This is a genomic window from Marinobacter sp. R17 (assembly GCF_003789045.1).
In the GTDB taxonomy this organism is placed as follows: domain Bacteria; phylum Pseudomonadota; class Gammaproteobacteria; order Pseudomonadales; family Oleiphilaceae; genus Marinobacter_A; species Marinobacter_A mangrovi.
The window spans coordinates 12,906-31,450 of sequence record NZ_RHGZ01000030.1 but is presented as its reverse complement, the minus strand read 5'-3'; the positions used below and the strand labels follow the sequence as shown (position 1 = coordinate 31,450).

The window sequence follows — 18,545 nt, the reverse complement described above, 5'->3', positions numbered from 1 at the left end:
GATTAATCGTCACCCCCTGAGGAGGCAAGGCTGCCCGGGACAGGGTGGAGGCGGCGTAATCCGTTGTCCACGCACTGTTGGCGCAGGTCGGCGACGCGGCGGCCATCCGGCAGTTGCAGGTTCGGGGACAGATCCAGCAGGGGCTGCAGGACAAAATCCCGGTTGACCAGCTCGACATGGGGAACGGTCAGTCGGTCGTTGTTGATGGTCTGGGTGCCGTAGATCAGCAGGTCCAGGTCCAGCGTACGCGGCCCCCAGCGTTGGATGCGTTCGCGCTGGTGGGCCTGCTCGATGCTCTGCAGGGCGTCCAGCAGTTCCAGGGGGGCGAGTTCGGTTTGCAGGTGGACGGCGCCGTTTACGAAATCGGGCTGATCCTGGGGGCCCACCGGGCGGCTGGCATAGAAAGGGGATTGGGCGACGAGGTGCGTCCGGGGCAGGGCCGCCAGCCGCGCCAGGGCGCCGGCCAGCTGGCTCAGCGGATCGGCCAGGTTGCTGCCCAGTCCGATGTAGGCGTCAACCATACCCATGGTCAGTCCTTGGACTGGGGCTTTTTGCGACGCTTGCGGCGCCGGTTGCGGGGGCCGGCCGGGCCCAGCTCCGACAGCATGTTCTCGCGACCGCGCTCATCGGCATTCTGGAAATCGGTCCACCATTGTCCGAGGCCTTCGGTATCCTCGCCGGCGGCTTCACGCACCAGCAGGAAATCGTAGGCGGCCCGGAAGCGTGGATGTTCCAGCGTCGCAAAGGCGCGCTTGCCGTTGCGACGGGGCAGGCGCATCTGCAGTTCCCAGATTTCTTTCATGGGGCCGGAGAAGCGACGCGGAATGGCGGTCGCTTGCACCTGCTGCCCAATCACGCGGGCGATGGCGGCATGCAGGGCCGGTTGGGCTGCCTCGCCTTGATCCTGACGGCGCTTCCACTCGGCCTGCAGAGCCGGCCAGATCAACGCGGCATACATGAAATAAGGTGTAACGGACTTACCCTGGTTGATGCGGCGGTCGGTGTTCTCCAGCGCGCGGCGGATCACGCCGTCCGGCTCGCCGTGTTCAATGGCGACCGCGGTGGCCGGGAACAGCGGTGCGAACAGGCCATAGGCCTGAAGCAGGTCGTAGGTGGTGGCCCCGTAACCGGCGGAGAACAGCTTGAGCACTTCATCGAACAGGCGGGCCGGCGGAATATGAGTCAGCAGCGGTGCCAGTTCGCGAATCGGGGCTTCCGTTTCCGGCGCCAGGCTGAAGTCGAGCTTGGCCGCAAAACGAATGGCCCGCAGCATGCGGACCGGATCTTCCCGGTAGCGTGTTTCCGGATCGCCGATCAACGACAGCCGGCGTTCACGCAGATCCGCGGCGCCACCGGTGAAATCGATAACGCTGAAATCTTCCATGCTGTAGTAGAGGGCGTTGATCGTGAAATCGCGGCGCAGCGCATCTTCTTCCATGGTGCCATAGACGTTGTCGCGCAGCAGCAGGCCGTGTTCGTTGGAGCGTCGTTCATCATCGTCATCGCTGTCGGCTTCGGTGGCATTGCCACGGAACGTGGTGACTTCGATGACTTCCCGGCCGAACAGGACATGCACGATGCGGAAACGGCGACCGATCATGCGGGAGTTGCGGAACAGGTCCCGGACTTCCTCCGGCGTGGCGTTGGTGGCCACGTCAAAATCCTTGGGGTGGCCATCCAGCAGGATATCGCGGACGCCGCCGCCGACCAGATAGGCTTCAAATCCGGCCTTGTTCAGGCGGTTCAGGACCTTCTTCGCCGGGTCGCTGATCAGGGTGCGTGAGACGGAATGCTGGTCGCGGGGAATGACCTGACGCTGGTAGGCGGATTTTTGTTTTTTGCCTTTCCCGAAAATTTTGGACTTTATCTTATCTAACATCGATACAGATTCTGATGGTTAGGTCGTGTGAGTGCTCTGCCTGGAGATTTCCGTCGGGCGGCCTGGACTGGCCGTACAGAAACCCGGTCTGCAGGTTCGACGACAAGGAGATTAGGCTGGGAGTTTACCGGTTTGTTGCAGTTAAGGCGAACAACCATTCGGGAGCCGGGGTGTCAGGAAAGTCGGGGCCGATTCAAGGCCCCAGAAAATCAAAAGGCGGGAACGCGAAACACGAACCCGCCGAGAAGAGTAGACGATCTGCATTGTTGTTGTTGTGGCGCGCTCTAAAACAGTTGAACGCAAGCTCCAAGCCAGGAGCGAATGATGCGAGCGGAACGCTTTGACCACAGAGAGCGGCAATGACTTTTCGCGAGATTTGAGCAAGTGATAGGGCCGTCTGGAAGACGATTCTTTTCTTCACGTGCAACTCGCAACAGTCAGGCACCACTAAAAAGCTCAGCACCCAAAACACTCAGTTCGCTCGCGCTCAATTCTTGTTTTTGTTGATGAGCGCATTGCAGCTTTTTGTTTTTGTTTTGACGCTGCGTCATTCAATTCTTGTTGTTGTTCGCTCATATAGATTGCAGTGCGCGTGCCAGTTTTTGGTAATCCTTTATTAACAATGGGTTATGAATAAGTGGTTTCCGAAGGGCGGGGTTTTTTAGATCTGAGTGTTACTTCGGTCTCAGTTCTCAGACCGAGTCTGTTCCCCCAGGTAACACCGGGTAACAGCTGAGGCGCAGTTCACACTTTGACGGGTCACGGGTGGCAATGGGTGTCTTGACTAAAGAGTAGTCAATGCGTCCCGGTTAGCCAGTTCGTCCTTACTGCTCGAAAGCGGGGCGAGCGCAAGACACAACCGCCGTGGGCCAGTCTGTCTTGATCGACAGGCCGAAGGACGCGGCAGTTCCTGACGGTGGATTACAGTAAGGAAAGGTTTGCCGGCACGGAGGCGATCGCCGGCGCGGATCAGCTTTTCTTGCGCGGGATGCCCAGGCGCTGACGGCGCTCCCAGAGGGACTTGCGGCTGATGCCGAGTTTCTGCGCCAGTTCGGTCTCGCTCATCTTGTCCTGGTTCTCCAGCACGAAATGCTGGAAGTAGTCTTCCAGAGAGAGGTCGTTTGAGGACTGCGGGTCCGGTGCGGGCGTCGGGTCTTCCTCTTCCAGCAGTCCGGCAGGGATGTGAACATCGGTGCCATCCGTATCCAGGTCGAGCAGGTAAGGGGTGATCATACCGTCATCGCAGAGGATGGTGGCCCGCTCGATGGCGTTTTCCAGCTCCCGCACGTTACCGGGCCAGCGATGCTGTTCCAGCGCGCGCATGGCTTCCGGGCTGAGACTGATGTCTGGCTTGCCCATGCGTTGGCCCTGGCGTTGCAGGAAGCGTTTGGCCAGGCCCAGGATGTCGCCATCGCGTTCCCGCAGAGGCGGAATGCGGATCTGCATGACGTTCAGGCGGTAATACAAGTCCTCCCGGAACTCGGCGGTCTTGGTCATGGCACGCAGGTTCCGGTGGGTTGCTGCGATCATGCGCACATCCACCTTGCGGCTCTGGGTCGAACCCACCCGGCGGATTTCGCTTTCCTGCAGGACGCGCAACAGCCGGGCCTGGGCCTCTGCCGGCAGTTCGCCAATTTCATCCAGGAACAGGCTGCCGCCGTCGGCCGCCTCAATCAGGCCAGTGCGGGCGGAGACCGCGCCGGTGAAGGCGCCTTTCTCATGACCGAACAGTTCGGACTCAATCAGGCTTTCCGGTATGGCGGCGCAGTTGACGCAGATCAGCGGCTGACGGGCTCTCGGGCTGAGCTGGTGCAGGGCGCGGGCCGCCAGTTCCTTACCGGTCCCGGATTCACCTTGGATCAGGACCGTGGTCTCCGTAGGGGCGACCTTGCGAATCAGGGTAAAGACGTGCTGCATGGCCGAACACTGGCCATACATAATGCGGGAGGGATCGCCCTCCGCCGTATGCGGTTCGTCCTCGGCGTCGTCTTCGCCGGACGCTTCCGGCTCGCGGACGGCGGTACGTTTGAGGATGTCCTCGACCGACGCGAGCATCTCGTCGTGATCGAATGGCTTGGCGATGTACTCCACCGCGCCCAGCTTCATGGAATCCACCGCCGATCGCAGGCTGGCGTAGCTGGTCATGATCAGCACCGGGGTGTTGGGTGCCAGGCGGATCAGCTCTGTGCCGGCAGCACCGGGCAGGCGCAGGTCCGAAATGATCAGGTCGAAGCCGTCCAGTTCATAGTGGGAGCGGGCCTCATCGACAGAGCCAGCGTCGGAGACATCGTAATCGGCATGGGTCAGCAGCTTGCGCAGGGCTGAGCGAATGATCTCTTCGTCTTCTACGATCAGGATACGATGCATGCCTCGGGAAACCGCCTCTTTCATGATTCTTGGAGGGTGTCTGTGTCCTCTTCGAAAGCCGGCAGGCTCAGCCGCACGCACGTGCCGCCGTTGCCGTCTTTCGCGACCGGACTCTCAACCTGGATATGACCGTAATGCTCTTCAACGATGCTGTACACCAGCGAGAGCCCAAGACCGGTGCCTTCGTTGGGCGCCTTGGTCGTATAGAAAGGCTCAAAGATGTGATCGAGCTGGTCTGCAGGAATGCCTGCACCCTCATCAACGACTTCGATGATAGCGGAGTAGGCTTCCTGCTTTCCACTGATCCGGATCAAGCTGCCCTCCGGTGAGGCATCGCGCGCATTGGCCAGCAGGTTGACGAAGACCTGCACCAGCCGCTGTTCGTCGCCCAGCACCTGGAGTCCGGCCGGGCAATCGTTACTGTATTGCAGGCTGCGCCCCTTGCCGCTGAGCGATACCAGGTTGAGGGACTCATCGATGCAGCGGCGCAGTTCCACCGGCTCGTAGCGGTTGGCCGGTGCGTGGTTGCCGGAGCGGGCGAAGTTCATGAGCGACTGCAGGATGCGCGAGATGCGACGGGTCTGCTGCTGGATCTGGTCGGCTGTGGACAGGATGTCCGGGTTGTCGGTCTCCAGTTTCAGGTTCTGGGCCAGAGAGGAGATCCCGGTGACCGGGTTGCCCACCTCGTGCGCCACCCCCGCGGCCAGGCGGCCGACCGAGGCGAGGCGTTCGCTGTGCATCAATTCGTCTTCCAGCAGGCGGGTTTCGGTCTGGTCCTCGACCAGCACCACATTGCCGCCTTCCGGATGGTCTGGCCCGCTCAGGGTCGATTTGTGGAGGTTGAACCAGCGCGGGCGGCCCTTCATGTCGAGTCGGTGCTTGTAACGGTGCAGTTCCTCGCCGCTGACGAAATCGTCCAGCATTTCCTGCCACTGGTCCGGAAGAGCCGTCAGCCGGGCGCCCACCACATCGTCTGCGGCTATGCCGGTGACTTCTTCCATGGCGTGGTTCCACATCAGGATTTCGCCGTCGTCGCCGATCGAGCAGGCGGCGATCGGCAGGTTCTGCAACGTTTGGCGGTAATGGCGGCGCAGGTTGTCCAGCTCGCCCGCGAGACCGGTGAGCTGGCTCTGGTAATCCCCCAGCGCCTTCTCAATGTAGTGAATGTCCTGCCCGGTGCGGCCGCCGGCCTGGGGTTTGAAGCCGAGGTGGTGCTTGACGATGTCCTGGGCCACCGACGGCCCCATCAGGCCCGACAGGTTCACTTCGATCTGGTCGCGCAGGCGGCGTAACTGGTAGGGACGGTACTCTATGCTGGGCAGGCGCAGCTGGAACAGGGCACGGTTCACTTCCCGGCTGGCAACGGCCTGGCCCAAAGGTGTGGCCAGTTGCTGCTTGAACTCATCGGATGAGCCGGACATCAGCTCGCGACGCTGTGGACGCGACAGCGCGCCCAGTGAGCACGACTGGGCTGCGCTGTCTTCTTCGCTGGAGGTTTCCGTGAGCAGCGAGATCAGGGCAAAAACACTGACGTTCACGGTCAGGCTGGCAAAGGCGAAGATATGGGAGTTGGACACGGAGACCGAAGGTAGCCCGACGAGCGTCAGGATGTCGGCATCGACCGAGAACGGCAGCACCAGCGTCAGGGCCCAGATGCCGGCGCCTGCCAGCAACCCGGCGATCAGCCCCTTGCGGTTGCCCTCCGGCCAGTAGATGACGCCCAGCGCGCCGGGCAGCAGCTGCAGCACGCCGGCCAGGGCGAGGATGCCGAGCGTCGCGAAGTCCAGCCTGGAGCCGACCCCTTCATAGAACACCAGTGCCGCAAAGATGATGACTGCCACCAGTATCCGCTTGACCCAGCGCAGCCAGCCGTAGATGTCCGCCCGCTCCCGCGGCGGCCGCAGGGGCAGGACCACATGGTTGAGCACCATACCGGCCAGGGCCAGGGTGCTGACGATCATCAGGCCGCTGGCGGCGGAGAGCCCGGCGATGTACATGGCCAGGGTCAGGGCCGGATGTCCCAGGCCGAAGGTGGCGCCCAGGGCGAAATAGCTCGATTCGGTCGGCGCATCGAGGGCCTGCCCGCCCCACAGGATCAGCGGCACCGGGATTGCCAGTAACAGCAGGTACAGCGGCAACCCCCAGCTTGCTTTGGCCAGTGCTCGCGGGCTGGGGTTTTCGCTGAAGATCATGTGGTACATGTGTGGCAGGACCAGCGCCGCCGCGAAGGACATCAGCATCAATGCCCGCCAGCTGCCGTCGTCCAGTTTGATGCCGAACGGGGAGGCCAGCGCCACGTTGTGGTTGAGCCAGATTTCCAGTCCGCCAAAGCCATCGAACACCGAGAACAACAGCAGACCGCCGAGGAACAGCAGGGCCACCAACTTGATCAGGGAGTCGAACGCGATGGCGACGACCAGGCCCTGGTGGCTGTCCTGCCCCTGCTCACGGCGGGCACCGAACAATACGGTGAACAGCACCATCGCCAGGCTGAACAGCAGGCCGATCATATGGGGCGAGGCGCCGGGGGACAGCAGGGCCGCGGAATCGGCGACCGCCTTGATCTGCATGCTCAGCAACGACAGGATCGCCGCCCCGGAAAGCAGGGTCACCAATGTTCCGGCCCACTGGCTTCGGTAGCGGAAGGCAAACAGGTCGGCCAGCGAGGTCAGCTGGTAGGTCCGCCCGATGCGCAGGATCGGGTTGAGCAGTACCGGCGCCAGCAGGAAGGCCCCGCTGATCCCGATGTAGTAGGCCAGGTAACCGAAGCCGAACACGCTGGCCATGCCGACCGATCCGTAGATCGCCCAGATGCCCGCGTAAACGCCGAGGCTGAGGATGTAGACCAGCGGGTGTCGGACCCAGCGGGCCGGAATCAGGCCGCGCTCGGTGATATGGGCAATACCGAAAAGCAGGGATAGATAGGCGAGGCTGACCAGAATCAGCGTGGTCAGACTAAAACTCATTGGGATCGCGTCGCCATTCCAGCCAGAACCCCACGGCAATCAAGCCGGCCCAGGCAATAAACGGGCGGTACCACGCACTGCCGGGCTCAATCCACCAGTCGAGGATGTTGGGGGAAAAGATGTAAACGGCCAACACAAGCAGGAAGACCAGTCGGTAGATATACATCGGGCATTGTTCCCTGCGGTTACCGAGTGTCGCGTTATACCACGCAACCCCTTGTATTGTCAGGCCGGAGCAGGTGCCAGCCCGGATTGCAATGGCAAACGCTCCGCCGACCAGTGGGGCTGCGCCCATTCCAGTATAGCGTCGGGGCTGGCTCCGAGCAGTGTTGCCGGTGGTTCCTGCCCCAGCGCCTGCAGGGCGTGCCAGAGATTGGCGCCGGGCTGGTCGTCGTCGAGGGCCGGTGCGTGGGTCTGTTTGCTCAGTTTCTGCCCGCTGGCGTTGAGGACGACCGGAATGTGCAGGAAATCGGGCGCGGTGGCACCCAGCCAGTCGAACAGTTTCAATTGCGCGGCGGTGGTCTCCAGCAGGTCCGAGCCCCGCACGATGTCGGTGATGCCCTGGTCGATATCGTCCACCACCACTGCCAACTGGTAGGCGTAGAATCCTTCCTTGCGTTGCAGTACCGGATCATCGCGCTCGGCGCGCAGCACCTGGGCTTGCGGGCCCAGCAATCGATCGCGCCAACTCAGGGTACAGTCGTCAAGCTTCAGACGTACGGCGTGAGGGCCGTCGGGCATGGCTTTGCGGTTGCGGCAGTCGTCCGGGTGATGGCCGTTATGCGCGCTCAGTTGTTTGCGGGAGCAGGCGCAGCCATAGGCCCGGTCGTCGTCGAGTAGCTGCTGGATGGCGGCCGCGTAGGCTTCATGACGTTCCGACTGAAAGCGCACGCTTTCGTCCCAGTGCAGCCCATGACACTCGAGACTGTGCAGGATCTGGCCGGCAGCTTCGGGCGGTTCACGCAGGGGGTCCAGGTCCTCAATGCGAACCAGCCAGGTGCCGGAATGGGTGCGTGCTTCGAGATAGCTGGCCAGCCCGGTTACCAGGGAGCCAAAATGCAGCGGTCCGGTTGGGGATGGGGCAAAACGCCCCCGGTAGACTGAGGTCATGAATCAGCAGAGCGCCGGACGTCTGGCGCCCGGCGTCCTGGTGTTGGCTGGATCAGATTCCGGTCTGGCGCTCGCGGATTTCCGCCAGCGTCTTGCAGTCGATGCAGAGCGTCGCTGTCGGACGAGCTTCCAGACGGCGAGTACCGATTTCCACGCCGCACTGGTCGCAGAAGCCGTAGTCGTCCTTGTCGATGCGATCGATGGTCTGGTCAATCTTCTTGATCAGCTTGCGTTCCCGGTCGCGGGTGCGCAGCTCCAGACTGAATTCCTCTTCCTGAGTGGCCCGGTCGCTGGGGTCGGCGTAGTTGGCCGCATCTTCCTGCATGTGATGCATGGTGCGGTCAACTTCTTCCATCAGTTCCTGCTTCCATTGAAGTAGCAGCTGGCGGAAGTGCTCCAGCATGTCTTCACTCATGTACTCCTCGCCTTTCTTCATTTCGTAAGGCGTGAAGTTAGTGAACCGCTCGCGGGCTTTTTCTTCGATATTCGGCATAGAAACCAGCCTCTTCTCAATACTCCAAGGAGGCTCCGACCACCATGGGTCCGGAGGCCCGGCCTTTAGGGCATGGCGGCTGCCGTGGGCAGTCACCCCAGATTCCTGTCACCCGTCCCGGCCTGTTTGCCTGAGTACCAGCGTAGCATTTTTTGTCGGGTGCCTTCGCCCCTTGCCTCAGACTGGATGCGGGACTCAATGAATCTGCGGAAAATAGCAGATTCACCTGAGTCGCGCTAGTCCTGCACGTCAAGGCTGCGCAACCTGTCCGCTGGAGGTGGAATCGGTATGATAGGGCGCTGATTTTCAAAGGTTCATCGTGGTGGGGCAAGGATCGGCTCTCGCCCGGATGACTCGTTCGTGTTTGCTGAAGCCCAATTTGACTGTTGGAGAGAATCATGGAATTTCCTGCGCCGTTGATCGAAGGGCGGCTGATCAAGCGTTACAAGCGGTTTCTGGCGGATGTGGCGCTGGACGATGGCCGGGTGGTGACGGCCCATTGCCCCAATACCGGCTCCATGCTGGGCTGCAAGGCGCCGGACAGCCGGGTCTGGTTGACTTACAGCGACGATCCCAAGCGCAAGCTCAAATACACCTGGGAGCTGGTGGAGGTCGCGCCGGAGACGTTGGCGCTGATCAACACATCCCGTCCCAATCATCAGGTCCGTGCCGCCATTGAGGCGGGACGGATCGATGCGCTGGCGGGTTATTCAAAGCTGCGCAGCGAAGTCCGTTACGGCAGTGAAAAGAGTCGTATCGATTTGCACCTGTCGGGCCACGCCGACCAACCCGATGCCTGGGTGGAGGTGAAAAACGTGACGCTCGGCGAGGGCGGGCGGGGGTATTTTCCGGACGCAGTGACCACCCGGGGCCAGAAACACCTGCGGGAGCTCATGGCGCAGGCCGCCGCCGGCGACCGTGCGGTGCTGTTTTTCTGCGTCAACCATACCGGGGTGGAGAGCGTCGCGCCGGCCGATCATATCGACCCGGAATACGGTCGGCTGCTGCGCGAAGCGGCGCAGAACGGAGTGAAAATCCTGGCTTGGCGGGCCAATCTGAGCCCGACGTCATTGGCGCTGGAAACACCGTTGCCGGTGGTGCTGGATTGAACGTCAGCCGACGTGGATCAACAGCATCCCGTCCTGCCGTTCGACGGTGAGCGGGGTCAGGTTGTCACCGGCGCAGGGGCCGGTAATGCAATGGCCGTCATCGACGGTGAACAGCGCGTGGTGATTGACACACTGGATGAAGCAGCGGTCCGCGTCCATGAACTGGTCCGGCAGCCAGTTCAGCGCAATGCCCAGGTGAGGGCACACATTATGGTAGGCGTAGACCTGTCCGCGATGGCGGACCACAAAGCCACCGAAGGTCGTGTCGGGCAGGTCGAACTGGCGGCATTCGTTCTCCGCCAGGTCATCGATGAGCGTGATGGTCGCCGGCATGATGCTGGGTCGTTGGATTACTTGGTCATGTTGTAGCGCATGCGGGTGCCATGATTCAGCGACATCACGATCTCGTCCGCATGCAGCTCAATGGGAAACAGGCAGCCCGAGATCTTGGCGCCGGCAATGCTGGCGCCTTCCAGGTTGGCCCGGCTGAAGTCGATGCCTCGCAGGTCGGCACCGCGAAAATAGGCGTGACTCAGGTCGAGGCCCGCCACGTCGATGCCCCTGAGGTCCAGGCCACGAAAGTCCCCATGGGAAAAGCTGGGATAGGTGTCGAGGCCGCCCTTGGCCTCGTTGAACGCCTGGATGTTCTCATTGCGCAGGGTCTGGTAAAGCGGGTGATCGAGTACGCGTACCGTGTCTTCCATGGATCCGACTCCTGTCTCATGGGCTTGTCATCAGTGTAGTGGCGTCCGCCGGTCACGCGAGCGAGAAATGGCTCCGGATGCGGTCGGCCAGACTCTCCGCAACTCGGTCCTCTTCCGTGTGCACGTGGACGGTGTGCGCTTTTTCGTCTTCCGCGATCGGCTCCAGCCAGGTGAGCTGCTTGTCGAGCAGCGCCTCGGTGGCTTCGGAGGCATCGTCATTGCGGGCCCGGATCCACTTGCGACGCAGGGCTTCCGGCGCCTGGCAATCGATCAGGGCGAACGGCATACCGAGTTCCGCCGCCAGATCGTCGAACCGCGCCCGCTCGGCGTGCTTGAGGCAGGCCGCATCGATGATCACGGGGTAGCCCGAGAGCAGTATGTTCTGCGCCAGGGCGGCCAGACGATCGTAGGTTTTCTGGTTGGATTCGGCGCTGTATATATCCGCACCAATACCTGAGCGGCTGTTGTCCAGGGGGCTCAGTCCGTGCAGGCGCTTGCGCTCCACGTCAGAGCGCAGACGGATCAGTCCCAACTCCCGTGCCAGGGCACCACTGACCACTGTCTTGCCGCTGCCGGAGAGGCCGGTTGTGGCCAGCAGGTAGGGGTTCGGGCAGGTGCCGTAACTGTCGGCCAGCTGCGCGTAGCTGCGGAACGTATCCAGTAATCCGGCCTTGTCCGCTTCGCTCAGCCCCTCGTTGCCTCGGGTGAACAGGGCGATCTTGGCCCGAACCATGGCCCGGTAAGCCTTGTATAGTGGCAACAGTGGCAGGGCCTCGTAATCACCGCTGTATTCCAGGTAGGTGTTCAGGACGTCCATGGCGAGACCGTTTTCACCACGGGATTCCAGGTCCATCAGCAGGAAGGCGACGTCATTGATCACATCGATCCAGCGGAAGGGCTCGTTGAACTCGATGCAATCGAAGACGGTGACGTCACCGTCGTAATAGGTGATATTGGACAAGTGCAGGTCGCCGTGGCACTCCCGCACGAACCCGTCGCTGCGGCGCTGGGCGATCTTGTCTTCCAGGCGATTGAAGGTGGTGCGGGTCCAGGCTTCCAGCTCATCCACCTGCTTGAGCAGGTCAGCATCGTCCAGCAGAGGGCGGACCTGATCGAAATTCTCCTGCATGGCCGCGTAGACCGCTTCCGGCGTGCCCAGTGGCTTGTCGTCCGGTACCCGTGGCAGATCCCGGTGAAACTGGGCCGTCTGGCGCGCCAGATCCTTCATCGCCTTGCTGGTCAGGTTGCCTTTTTCCTGTATCGCGTCGAGCAGGTTGGCCTGGTCGAACTGACGCATGCGGATCGCGTACTCGAACGGTTCGCCGTCGCCGCCCAGGGTTGGGTTTTCCGCACTGCCGGTAATGGGGACCACGGCCTCATACAGATCCGGCGCCAATCGACGGTTAAGGCGGATCTCTTCCTCGCAGAAATGCTTGCGGCGATCCAGGGATGAAAAATCGAGGAAGCCGAAATCCATCGGCTTCTTGATCTTGTAGGCGTAGGGACCGGTGAGGATGACCCAGGAAATGTGGGTTTCCAGGACCTTGAAGTCGTCCACCGGGTGGTCATAGCGGGCGGGGTCCTGGAGGGCACTGATCAGGTCATTGCTCACGGGTCTCTCCTTTGCGTCGGGGTCTGCATTGACGTGTCGCGACCTATGATAGCGTTCCAGTCCCCAAATGACAGTGGGCGATTCACAGAAAGGCGCGGCGACGGGAGGGCGGAGCGCCTCTGACCCGCTCTGTGCTTCCCTGTATTACAGTTTCACAACCTGTGGGCTTCCCGTGAGGCGGTCTGGTTATAATGCGCGCCATGGCCAAATCATCCCCGAAAAACCGCGGTCGCGGTAACAGTAAGAAAAAACAACGTAAGTCCCCGTCAAAGCAGGGTTTTCGCTCCCGTTTCTGGCGTGTTTTCTGGCGCCTGGGACTGGTCGGTCTCGTGGTACTGGCGGGCTGGACGGTGTACCTGGACGCGGTCGTGACCTCGAAGTTCGAGGGCCGGCGCTGGGAAATTCCCTCGCGGGTCTATGCCCGTCCGCTGGAGCTCTACGATGGCGCCGCCGTGACCACGGTGGGCCTGAGCAACGAGCTCTCGCAACTGGGGTATACGCCGGTCCGCTCGGCCCGGGAGCCCGGCACTTACAGTCGCAACGGACGCACCTTCGAGATCTACACCCGTGCCTTCCGTTTCTCGGATGGTGAGGAGCCCGCTCGCCGGCTGCGTTTCAATCTCAGCGGCGATCGCGTCCAGCAGTTCCGGGTGACCGCAGGCCCGGACTCACCGGTGGTGCGCCTGGAGCCCATACAGATCGGCGGTATCTATCCTGCCCATAAGGAGGACCGCATCCTGATCAAGCTGTCCGATGCCCCGGACTTTTTCGTACCCGCCCTTCTGGCGACCGAAGACCGGGACTTCTATCAGCACTGGGGCATCGCGCCGCTCTCCATTGCCCGGGCCATGTGGGCGAACGTGCGTGCCGGGCATGTGGTGCAGGGCGGCAGTACGTTGACCCAACAGCTGGTCAAGAACCTCTACCTCAGCCGCGAGCAGACGCTGGTGCGCAAGGGCAACGAGGCCATTATGGCCATGCTGCTGGAACTGCACTACGACAAGCCGGAAATCCTGCAGACCTATCTCAACGAGGTGTACCTGGGACAGGCCGGTGCCCGCTCCATCAACGGCTTCGGTCTGGCCAGTCAGTTCTATTTCGGGGAATCCTTCAGTCATCTGGATTTGCACGAGGTCGCTTTGCTGGTGGCGATTATCAAGGGCCCCAGCTACTACGATCCCCGGCGCCATCCGCAGCGGGCGCTGAAGCGTCGCAATCTGGTTCTGGATTTGTTGGCCCAGACCGGCAAGGTGTCGGCCGACAAGATTGCCAAGGCCAAACAGCGCGGACTGGATGTGGTCAACAAGCCGTCTTACAGCAGCGCTCGGTATCCCGCCTATCTGGATCTGGTGCGTCGTCACCTGGCCCGGGAATATAAGGACGAGGACCTGAAGAGTGCCGGCCTGCGCATCTTCACCACGCTGAATCCCGAGATCCAGCGCATCACCGAGCAGTCCGTGCGCAAGACGCTGGACCGGCTCGATGGCGGCGGCAAGGACAAGACGCTGGAATCCGCCGCGGTGGTCACCTCGCGGGACAGCGGCGAGGTGCTGGCGCTGGTGGGCGGTCGGGAACCCAAGTTTGCCGGCTTCAACCGGGCCGTCGATGCGCGTCGGCCGATTGGCTCGTTGATCAAGCCGTTCATCTATTTGACGGCACTGAGCCATCCGGACAAGTACACGTTGATCACGCCGATCAAGGACGAACCCTTCACGCTGGTATTCGACGACGGCCGTCGCTGGTCGCCGGAGAATTACGAGCATGAGTCCCACGGCATGGTGCCGCTGCACCGGGCGCTGGCAAAGTCCTATAACCTGGCGACGGTCCGGGTGGGGCTGGACGTCGGCATCGACGAAGTGATCGATAACCTGCACAAGCTGGGGCTCAACGAGCCGGTCCAGAGCTACCCGTCGATGTTGCTCGGTGCGATCAACCTGTCGCCGGTCGAGGTGGCATCGATGTATCAGGGGCTGGCCACCTCCGGCTTTAATACGCCGTTACGTACCATCCGCGAGGTGATGACGTCCGACGGCAAGATCCTGTCCCGTTACGGGCTCGAAGTCGATCAGGTGGTCGACCCGGCCGCGGTCCATCTGGTGCAGTACGCGATGCAGGAAGTCATGCGCGAGGGCACCGGTCGCTCCGCCTATCGTTACCTGTCCTCCGATCTGGGGCTGGCGGGCAAGACCGGCACCACCAATGACGGTCGCGACAGCTGGTTCGCCGGCTTCAGCGGCGACCTGGTCACGGTCGCCTGGGTCGGTCGGGATGACAACGGCCCGACCAGCCTGACCGGTGCCACCGGCGCCCTGCCGGTGTGGGCCAATATCATGTCCCGGATTCCCCAGTATGGGTTCTCGCCCGTCGTGCCGACTGATGTAAAGTATGAATGGGTGGACGGTCAGCAACAGGCACTGACCAGTGAATCCTGTGACAACGCGCGGTTCGTGCCCTTTATCGTTGGCAGCGAGCCCAAAGACACGGTCAATTGCTCCGGCGACCTGACGCGTCGGGTCCGGAGCTGGTTTGAAGGACTCTTTGAATGATGCATAAACGACTGTTTCCCGGTTTGTGCCTGGGTATGACCTTGCTGGCCGGTTGCGCCAGTGGACCGGGTGGTTCCATTTACGTGCCGGCTGGACAGTCCCAGGACAACGCGCCACCGCCGCCCACCGCCAGCGAGCCGGAAGCGGCGCCGCGCGCCTCGGAACAGCCGCAGGAAAGCCCGGAGTCCAAAGCGTCGAAGCCGGCGCCGAGCTACCAGGACGAGAGCGAAGCCATCTCACCGGCGGCAGCCAGCCTGGTCCAGAAAGCCGATGTGATGCTCGCGGAGGGCGATACCCGGGCGGCCATCAGTCAGCTCGAACGGGCGCAACGCATCTCGCCGCGCTCCAGCAAGGTCTATTTCAAGCTGGCGTACGCCTACAAAGCAGAAAACCAGTTGGGCAAGGCCGAACAGTTTGCCTTGAAGGGATTATCGCTGGCGGGATCGGATACCGGGCTCCAACGCACGGGCTGGCATATGCTGGCGGACATCCGCCGGGCCTCCGGCAACGTGGCCGGTGCCGAGCAGGCTGAAGCGCGGGCCGCCGCACTGTAAGCAGACCGCCGAGCCCAGGGATTCAGGAGGGTGTGATGCAGAAACGGACGTGTTGCGGTGTGGTGATGGTGGCCGCCTTGGCGGGGCTGGGTGGTTGTGAATGGGAATTTGGTACGGTCGGCTCCGATGAGGACGGCTCCCTGACCCTGAAGCTGGCCGATGCGCCGGTGGATGATCTGGCGGAAGTCGTCATTACAGTCACGGGCGTCGAGCTCAAACCCTCAGACGACGACAGCATCACCATTAATTTTGATGACCCGCAGCCGATCGATCTGCTCGACCTGCAGAATGGCGATGTCGAAACGCTACTGAATGATGAAGGCGTGCCGGCCGCCAGCTATGAGTGGGTGCGTCTGATCCTGAGCCAGCAAAGCAGCGATCAATACGTCACCGGCGATGACGGTGGCACTTATGGACTGGTGATCCCGTCCGGCGACCAGTCCGGCCTCAAGGTGAATGCCGGTTTCAGCGTCGGGGATAATAAGTCGGTGTCCATGACGCTGGATTTCGACGTCCGCAAATCCGTCGTGGCGCCAACGCTCAACCCGTCCACCTATTTCCTCAAGCCGGTCCTTCGGCTGGTCAAGGACGACAACGTCGGTTCCATTTCCGGAACCGTCGACGAATCAACCATCCTCCAGACGCGCTGCGCCAGCGTCGGCGACTTCGCCGGGCTGGTGTATGTCTACGAAGGGGCGGACGTGGAGCCGGATGACCTGGGAGGTGCGACCGAACCGGTTGCGGCGGTCCCCGTCAACAACCGTGATAACCCGGGCGTCTATCGCTACAAGGCATCGTTGCTCAACGAAGGGGATTACACGGTCAGCTACAGCTGTGACAAGGACGATGTCGAGGCGGACGAGTCCCTGTCCTTCCTCGATCCGGTGAATGTGGAGGTCGAGGCCGGTGAGGATACCGACCTCGATCTGGAGTAATACGCTTTCGTTATGGGTTAACGAAATCGACCGTTGTGGTTTCGCCCGCGGTGACAGTGGCATTCTGCGTGTCGTGGAATGCAATGTCCTCGTCAATTTCATTGCCGTCAGCGTCCTGTTCTTCCATATCACAGGTGTAGCTCACGGTGTAATCGCCTTCTGGAATGAAGGCTGCGGTATAGGAGTTATCGCCGGATGAGGTGTCCACCGGTACACTGACCATCGGCTCATTATCACTACCGTAGTCGTCTGTGGTGGCATCAGCACCACTGTAGATGTATACATTACCCGCGTACACGCTGGTATCTACAGTATCGCTACAGGCGGTAGAGACGAGGGTGGGGTCAACCGAGCCGGAAATTGTACCGACCTCGGTGTTGTCGGTCAGGCGCAACGTCGGGCGCAGGATATATTCATTGTCGCTCTTCTCAGTCAAAGACTTCCGCACGTCGAAATCAATGGTGAAGTTCGCCGTACCACCTGCGGGTACTGTGAAGCCAGACGTTTGCAAGCCGCGTTGCTGGCCGGACGGCACCTTCAGCGCGTATTCGCCTCCTCCATCTGGAACGACTGAGAAGTTGTCTATGGTGTCTTCTGCCAATTCAAGACGCATCCAATTGTAGTCACCGGCCTGAACTTCCTCGTTGGTGACGAGTTGGGCAATGTTGCCGTTCTGGAGGTTAAGGAGGTTGATATGGGCTGGCTCGTCGAGTGTGAAGGTGCGTCTTTCGCCACCATCGCCTGACGGTTGCAGCACTAGACCCGTAACCGTGACGTTCACTTCCTGGACAGAATCGACGGGCGCATCCGTCATGCCGACTGACACCGTACCGGTGGCTGCCCCGTCGTCGCTGCTACCACCACCGCCACAGGCGGCAAGAGCGGCCGTCATGGCGGAGATCGCGAAACCCTGTACGAACTTCTTTTTCATTGGATTTCTCCTCTCATCATCCGATGTTGTTGTGTGTCGCCAACGGCTGGCTATCTGTTGATTGGTTCGATATACCGGCCATTACGTCACTTTCCTATTTGTAACGCATGCGACATTACGGGAGTTCCTGCCCCAAAATTACGATCGTTTAACAGGATTGGGTACGCTTGAAATAAGAGGAGGGATTCGCTGGGACGGGAAAGGCCGGCAGCCGCCCGGAGGCTGCCGGCCCGCGGGGATCAGAGGCCCGCGTTCTTCAGGCGGTTGGCCTGTTGCCGGTAGACCGTCTTGGGATCGGTCTCGAACAGGCTGTGCAGACCCAAAGCCTGATTCACTTCGTCCAGGTGATTCATGAAGTAGTTGTCGCGGATCACCTTGCCGAAATGGTTGCTGCAGCGTCCGACCAGACCGTCGTTGGCGGTCGTCCCGAACGCCGCGGCGGTGACCAGCAGCAGGGCATCGGAGGGATCCAGCGCATTGGTCAGATGACCGGTGCCACCCCAGGAATAGAAACGCATGCCGTTGGCGCTGTATGCGCCCTCGCCACAAGCCGACGTAGGAATGCCGGCTGGTGCGAAGGCGTTGAACTCGGCGCTGCCCTCGGTGGACAGGGACGCCACGCTGGCACTGAAGTCCTGGTTATAGCCGCCGCCGGACAGCAGGTCGATCAGTCCGCCCAAGGCATTGGCCAGTCCGGCTACCGGGCCTTCAACCGGCGAACCGGCAATCAGGTCTGCGACCGCAGAGCCCTTGTGAGGCGAACCGACCGTGGTCACGGAAGCCACCAGGTCCGGACGCACGCGGGCCACATAGCGCGCGGTGGGCCCGCCGTGGCTGTGGCCGATCAGGTTCACCTTGCCGTAGACCGCCGCAATGGCTTCGATCTGCGGCAGCAGGGCCTCGCCGCGTTCGACGGAGGTATCCAGGGCAGGTACCTGGGTCAGGAACACCTTGGCGCCGTTGTCGCGCAGATCTTCCGGAATACCGTACCAGTAGTCGTAGCCGGCGATATCATCAAAACCGAACATGCCGTGGACCAGCACGATGGGGTAGCGTGTTTTTGCGTAGTCAGAGGGCGTGGAGTCCCACCACCAGGCCGCAGCCGGCATGGACCACGCCAGCGCGCCCGTCAGGGCGAGCAGCTTGAACCAGTGTTTCATTGTCGTCGTTCCTACCGTGTGTTTGTTGTTGTCTTGGTGTCGGGGTCGGACCGGCTCCGGACGAGCGGAACGACCCAGCCAAACTGCAGAATCTGCCAGTGGGCGAACGATCGGTAGCGGCTTTATGGCGCCGCCTGCGTACCTCTGATCGCCTTGTTGTTGTGTTCTGACAGACGGTC

16 protein-coding genes are annotated in these 18,545 nt (G+C 61.6%); 4 read left to right on the top strand and 12 right to left on the bottom strand.

Features of this window, described 5'->3' with window-relative positions:
• Positions 1–2: 2 nt before the first annotated feature.
• The 7 genes from folK to dksA all read right to left on the bottom strand — a co-directional run bounded on the left by folK (position 3) and on the right by dksA (position 8,815).
• Positions 3–521, bottom strand: a complete 519-nt coding sequence (folK, locus tag EB809_RS17850; protein ID WP_123636227.1) for a 2-amino-4-hydroxy-6-hydroxymethyldihydropteridine diphosphokinase — start codon at positions 519–521, stop codon at positions 3–5.
• Between the two features lie 8 nt (positions 522–529).
• On the bottom strand, positions 530–1,879 hold the full coding sequence (gene pcnB, locus EB809_RS17845) for a polynucleotide adenylyltransferase PcnB (protein WP_123636202.1): 1,350 nt from the start codon (positions 1,877–1,879) through the stop codon (positions 530–532).
• Between the two features lie 969 nt (positions 1,880–2,848).
• The gene (locus EB809_RS17840) at positions 2,849–4,246 is read right to left on the bottom strand and encodes a sigma-54-dependent transcriptional regulator (RefSeq protein WP_123636201.1); all 1,398 of its coding nucleotides are present in this window, start codon (positions 4,244–4,246) and stop codon (positions 2,849–2,851) included.
• Between the two features lie 20 nt (positions 4,247–4,266).
• Positions 4,267–7,212 carry a sensor histidine kinase gene (locus tag EB809_RS17835; protein ID WP_123636200.1) on the bottom strand — a complete coding sequence of 982 codons (2,946 nt, stop codon included), beginning with the start codon at positions 7,210–7,212 and terminating at the stop codon, positions 4,267–4,269.
• Positions 7,202–7,378 carry a hypothetical protein gene (locus tag EB809_RS20990; protein WP_190294953.1) on the bottom strand — a complete coding sequence of 59 codons (177 nt, stop codon included), beginning with the start codon at positions 7,376–7,378 and terminating at the stop codon, positions 7,202–7,204. The genes EB809_RS17835 and EB809_RS20990 overlap by 11 nt, the downstream gene beginning before the upstream one ends.
• A gap of 59 nt (positions 7,379–7,437) precedes the next feature.
• Positions 7,438–8,322, bottom strand: a complete 885-nt coding sequence (gluQRS, locus tag EB809_RS17830; protein WP_123636199.1) for a tRNA glutamyl-Q(34) synthetase GluQRS — start codon at positions 8,320–8,322, stop codon at positions 7,438–7,440.
• Between the two features lie 52 nt (positions 8,323–8,374).
• Positions 8,375–8,815, bottom strand: a complete 441-nt coding sequence (gene dksA, locus EB809_RS17825) for an RNA polymerase-binding protein DksA (RefSeq protein WP_123636198.1) — start codon at positions 8,813–8,815, stop codon at positions 8,375–8,377.
• Between the two features lie 398 nt (positions 8,816–9,213).
• Between dksA and sfsA the strand changes: the two genes are divergently transcribed.
• Positions 9,214–9,924: a DNA/RNA nuclease SfsA gene (gene sfsA, locus EB809_RS17820; RefSeq protein WP_123636197.1), complete on the top strand. Its 711-nt coding sequence runs from the start codon at positions 9,214–9,216 to the stop codon at positions 9,922–9,924.
• A 3-nt stretch (positions 9,925–9,927) separates the two neighbouring features.
• On the opposite strand, the gene EB809_RS17815 is transcribed toward sfsA, so the two are convergent.
• Genes EB809_RS17815 through EB809_RS17805 form a run of 3 tightly spaced genes read right to left on the bottom strand, consistent with a single transcriptional unit; the run spans position 9,928 to position 12,240 of the window.
• Complete coding sequence (locus EB809_RS17815; protein WP_123636196.1) at positions 9,928–10,257, bottom strand: Rieske (2Fe-2S) protein; 330 nt, start codon at positions 10,255–10,257, stop codon at positions 9,928–9,930.
• A 17-nt stretch (positions 10,258–10,274) separates the two neighbouring features.
• Complete coding sequence (locus tag EB809_RS17810) at positions 10,275–10,628, bottom strand: pentapeptide repeat-containing protein (RefSeq protein ID WP_123636195.1); 354 nt, start codon at positions 10,626–10,628, stop codon at positions 10,275–10,277.
• A gap of 52 nt (positions 10,629–10,680) precedes the next feature.
• Positions 10,681–12,240 carry an AAA family ATPase gene (locus EB809_RS17805; protein ID WP_123636194.1) on the bottom strand — a complete coding sequence of 520 codons (1,560 nt, stop codon included), beginning with the start codon at positions 12,238–12,240 and terminating at the stop codon, positions 10,681–10,683.
• Between the two features lie 200 nt (positions 12,241–12,440).
• Here EB809_RS17805 and mrcB point away from each other — a divergent pair, with 200 nt between their 5' ends.
• From mrcB to EB809_RS17790, 3 genes are read left to right on the top strand one after another with little or no spacing between them, the layout of a single operon-like run.
• Positions 12,441–14,786 (top strand): penicillin-binding protein 1B, encoded by a 2,346-nt coding sequence (gene mrcB, locus EB809_RS17800; RefSeq protein WP_223808023.1) that lies wholly within the window; start codon positions 12,441–12,443, stop codon positions 14,784–14,786.
• The gene (locus EB809_RS17795; RefSeq protein WP_123636226.1) at positions 14,786–15,340 is read left to right on the top strand and encodes a tetratricopeptide repeat protein; all 555 of its coding nucleotides are present in this window, start codon (positions 14,786–14,788) and stop codon (positions 15,338–15,340) included. Before mrcB ends, EB809_RS17795 begins: the two co-directional genes overlap by 1 nt.
• 35 nt (positions 15,341–15,375) lie before the next feature.
• Positions 15,376–16,275, top strand: a complete 900-nt coding sequence (locus EB809_RS17790) for a DUF4382 domain-containing protein (protein ID WP_123636192.1) — start codon at positions 15,376–15,378, stop codon at positions 16,273–16,275.
• 10 nt (positions 16,276–16,285) lie between these two features.
• Here the strand turns inward: EB809_RS17790 and EB809_RS17785 are convergent, their stop codons facing one another.
• Both EB809_RS17785 and EB809_RS17780 read right to left on the bottom strand, forming a co-directional pair.
• A complete protein-coding gene (locus tag EB809_RS17785; RefSeq protein ID WP_123636191.1) occupies positions 16,286–17,206 on the bottom strand; it encodes a DUF4382 domain-containing protein in 921 nt (306 codons plus the stop codon).
• Between the two features lie 239 nt (positions 17,207–17,445).
• Positions 17,446–18,366 carry a lipase family alpha/beta hydrolase gene (locus EB809_RS17780; protein ID WP_123636190.1) on the bottom strand — a complete coding sequence of 307 codons (921 nt, stop codon included), beginning with the start codon at positions 18,364–18,366 and terminating at the stop codon, positions 17,446–17,448.
• Between the last annotated feature and the right edge of the window lie 179 nt (positions 18,367–18,545).

What these genes read in the sequence shown, in the direction of transcription:
- EB809_RS17810 (WP_123636195.1), bottom strand. Translation starts at nt 10,628, where the DNA reads ATGGAAGACACGGTACGCGTACTCGATCACCCGCTTTACCAGACCCTG.
- EB809_RS17840 (WP_123636201.1), bottom strand. Translation starts at nt 4,246, where the DNA reads ATGCATCGTATCCTGATCGTAGAAGACGAAGAGATCATTCGCTCAGCC.
- mrcB (WP_223808023.1), top strand. Translation starts at nt 12,441, where the DNA reads ATGGCCAAATCATCCCCGAAAAACCGCGGTCGCGGTAACAGTAAGAAA.
- dksA (WP_123636198.1), bottom strand. Translation starts at nt 8,815, where the DNA reads ATGCCGAATATCGAAGAAAAAGCCCGCGAGCGGTTCACTAACTTCACG.
- EB809_RS20990 (WP_190294953.1), bottom strand. Translation starts at nt 7,378, where the DNA reads ATGTATATCTACCGACTGGTCTTCCTGCTTGTGTTGGCCGTTTACATC.
- folK (WP_123636227.1), bottom strand. Translation starts at nt 521, where the DNA reads ATGGTTGACGCCTACATCGGACTGGGCAGCAACCTGGCCGATCCGCTG.
- sfsA (WP_123636197.1), top strand. Translation starts at nt 9,214, where the DNA reads ATGGAATTTCCTGCGCCGTTGATCGAAGGGCGGCTGATCAAGCGTTAC.
- pcnB (WP_123636202.1), bottom strand. Translation starts at nt 1,879, where the DNA reads ATGTTAGATAAGATAAAGTCCAAAATTTTCGGGAAAGGCAAAAAACAA.
- EB809_RS17795 (WP_123636226.1), top strand. Translation starts at nt 14,786, where the DNA reads ATGCATAAACGACTGTTTCCCGGTTTGTGCCTGGGTATGACCTTGCTG.
- EB809_RS17835 (WP_123636200.1), bottom strand. Translation starts at nt 7,212, where the DNA reads ATGAGTTTTAGTCTGACCACGCTGATTCTGGTCAGCCTCGCCTATCTA.
- EB809_RS17780 (WP_123636190.1), bottom strand. Translation starts at nt 18,366, where the DNA reads ATGAAACACTGGTTCAAGCTGCTCGCCCTGACGGGCGCGCTGGCGTGG.
- EB809_RS17785 (WP_123636191.1), bottom strand. Translation starts at nt 17,206, where the DNA reads ATGAAAAAGAAGTTCGTACAGGGTTTCGCGATCTCCGCCATGACGGCC.
- EB809_RS17815 (WP_123636196.1), bottom strand. Translation starts at nt 10,257, where the DNA reads ATGCCGGCGACCATCACGCTCATCGATGACCTGGCGGAGAACGAATGC.
- EB809_RS17790 (WP_123636192.1), top strand. Translation starts at nt 15,376, where the DNA reads ATGCAGAAACGGACGTGTTGCGGTGTGGTGATGGTGGCCGCCTTGGCG.
- gluQRS (WP_123636199.1), bottom strand. Translation starts at nt 8,322, where the DNA reads ATGACCTCAGTCTACCGGGGGCGTTTTGCCCCATCCCCAACCGGACCG.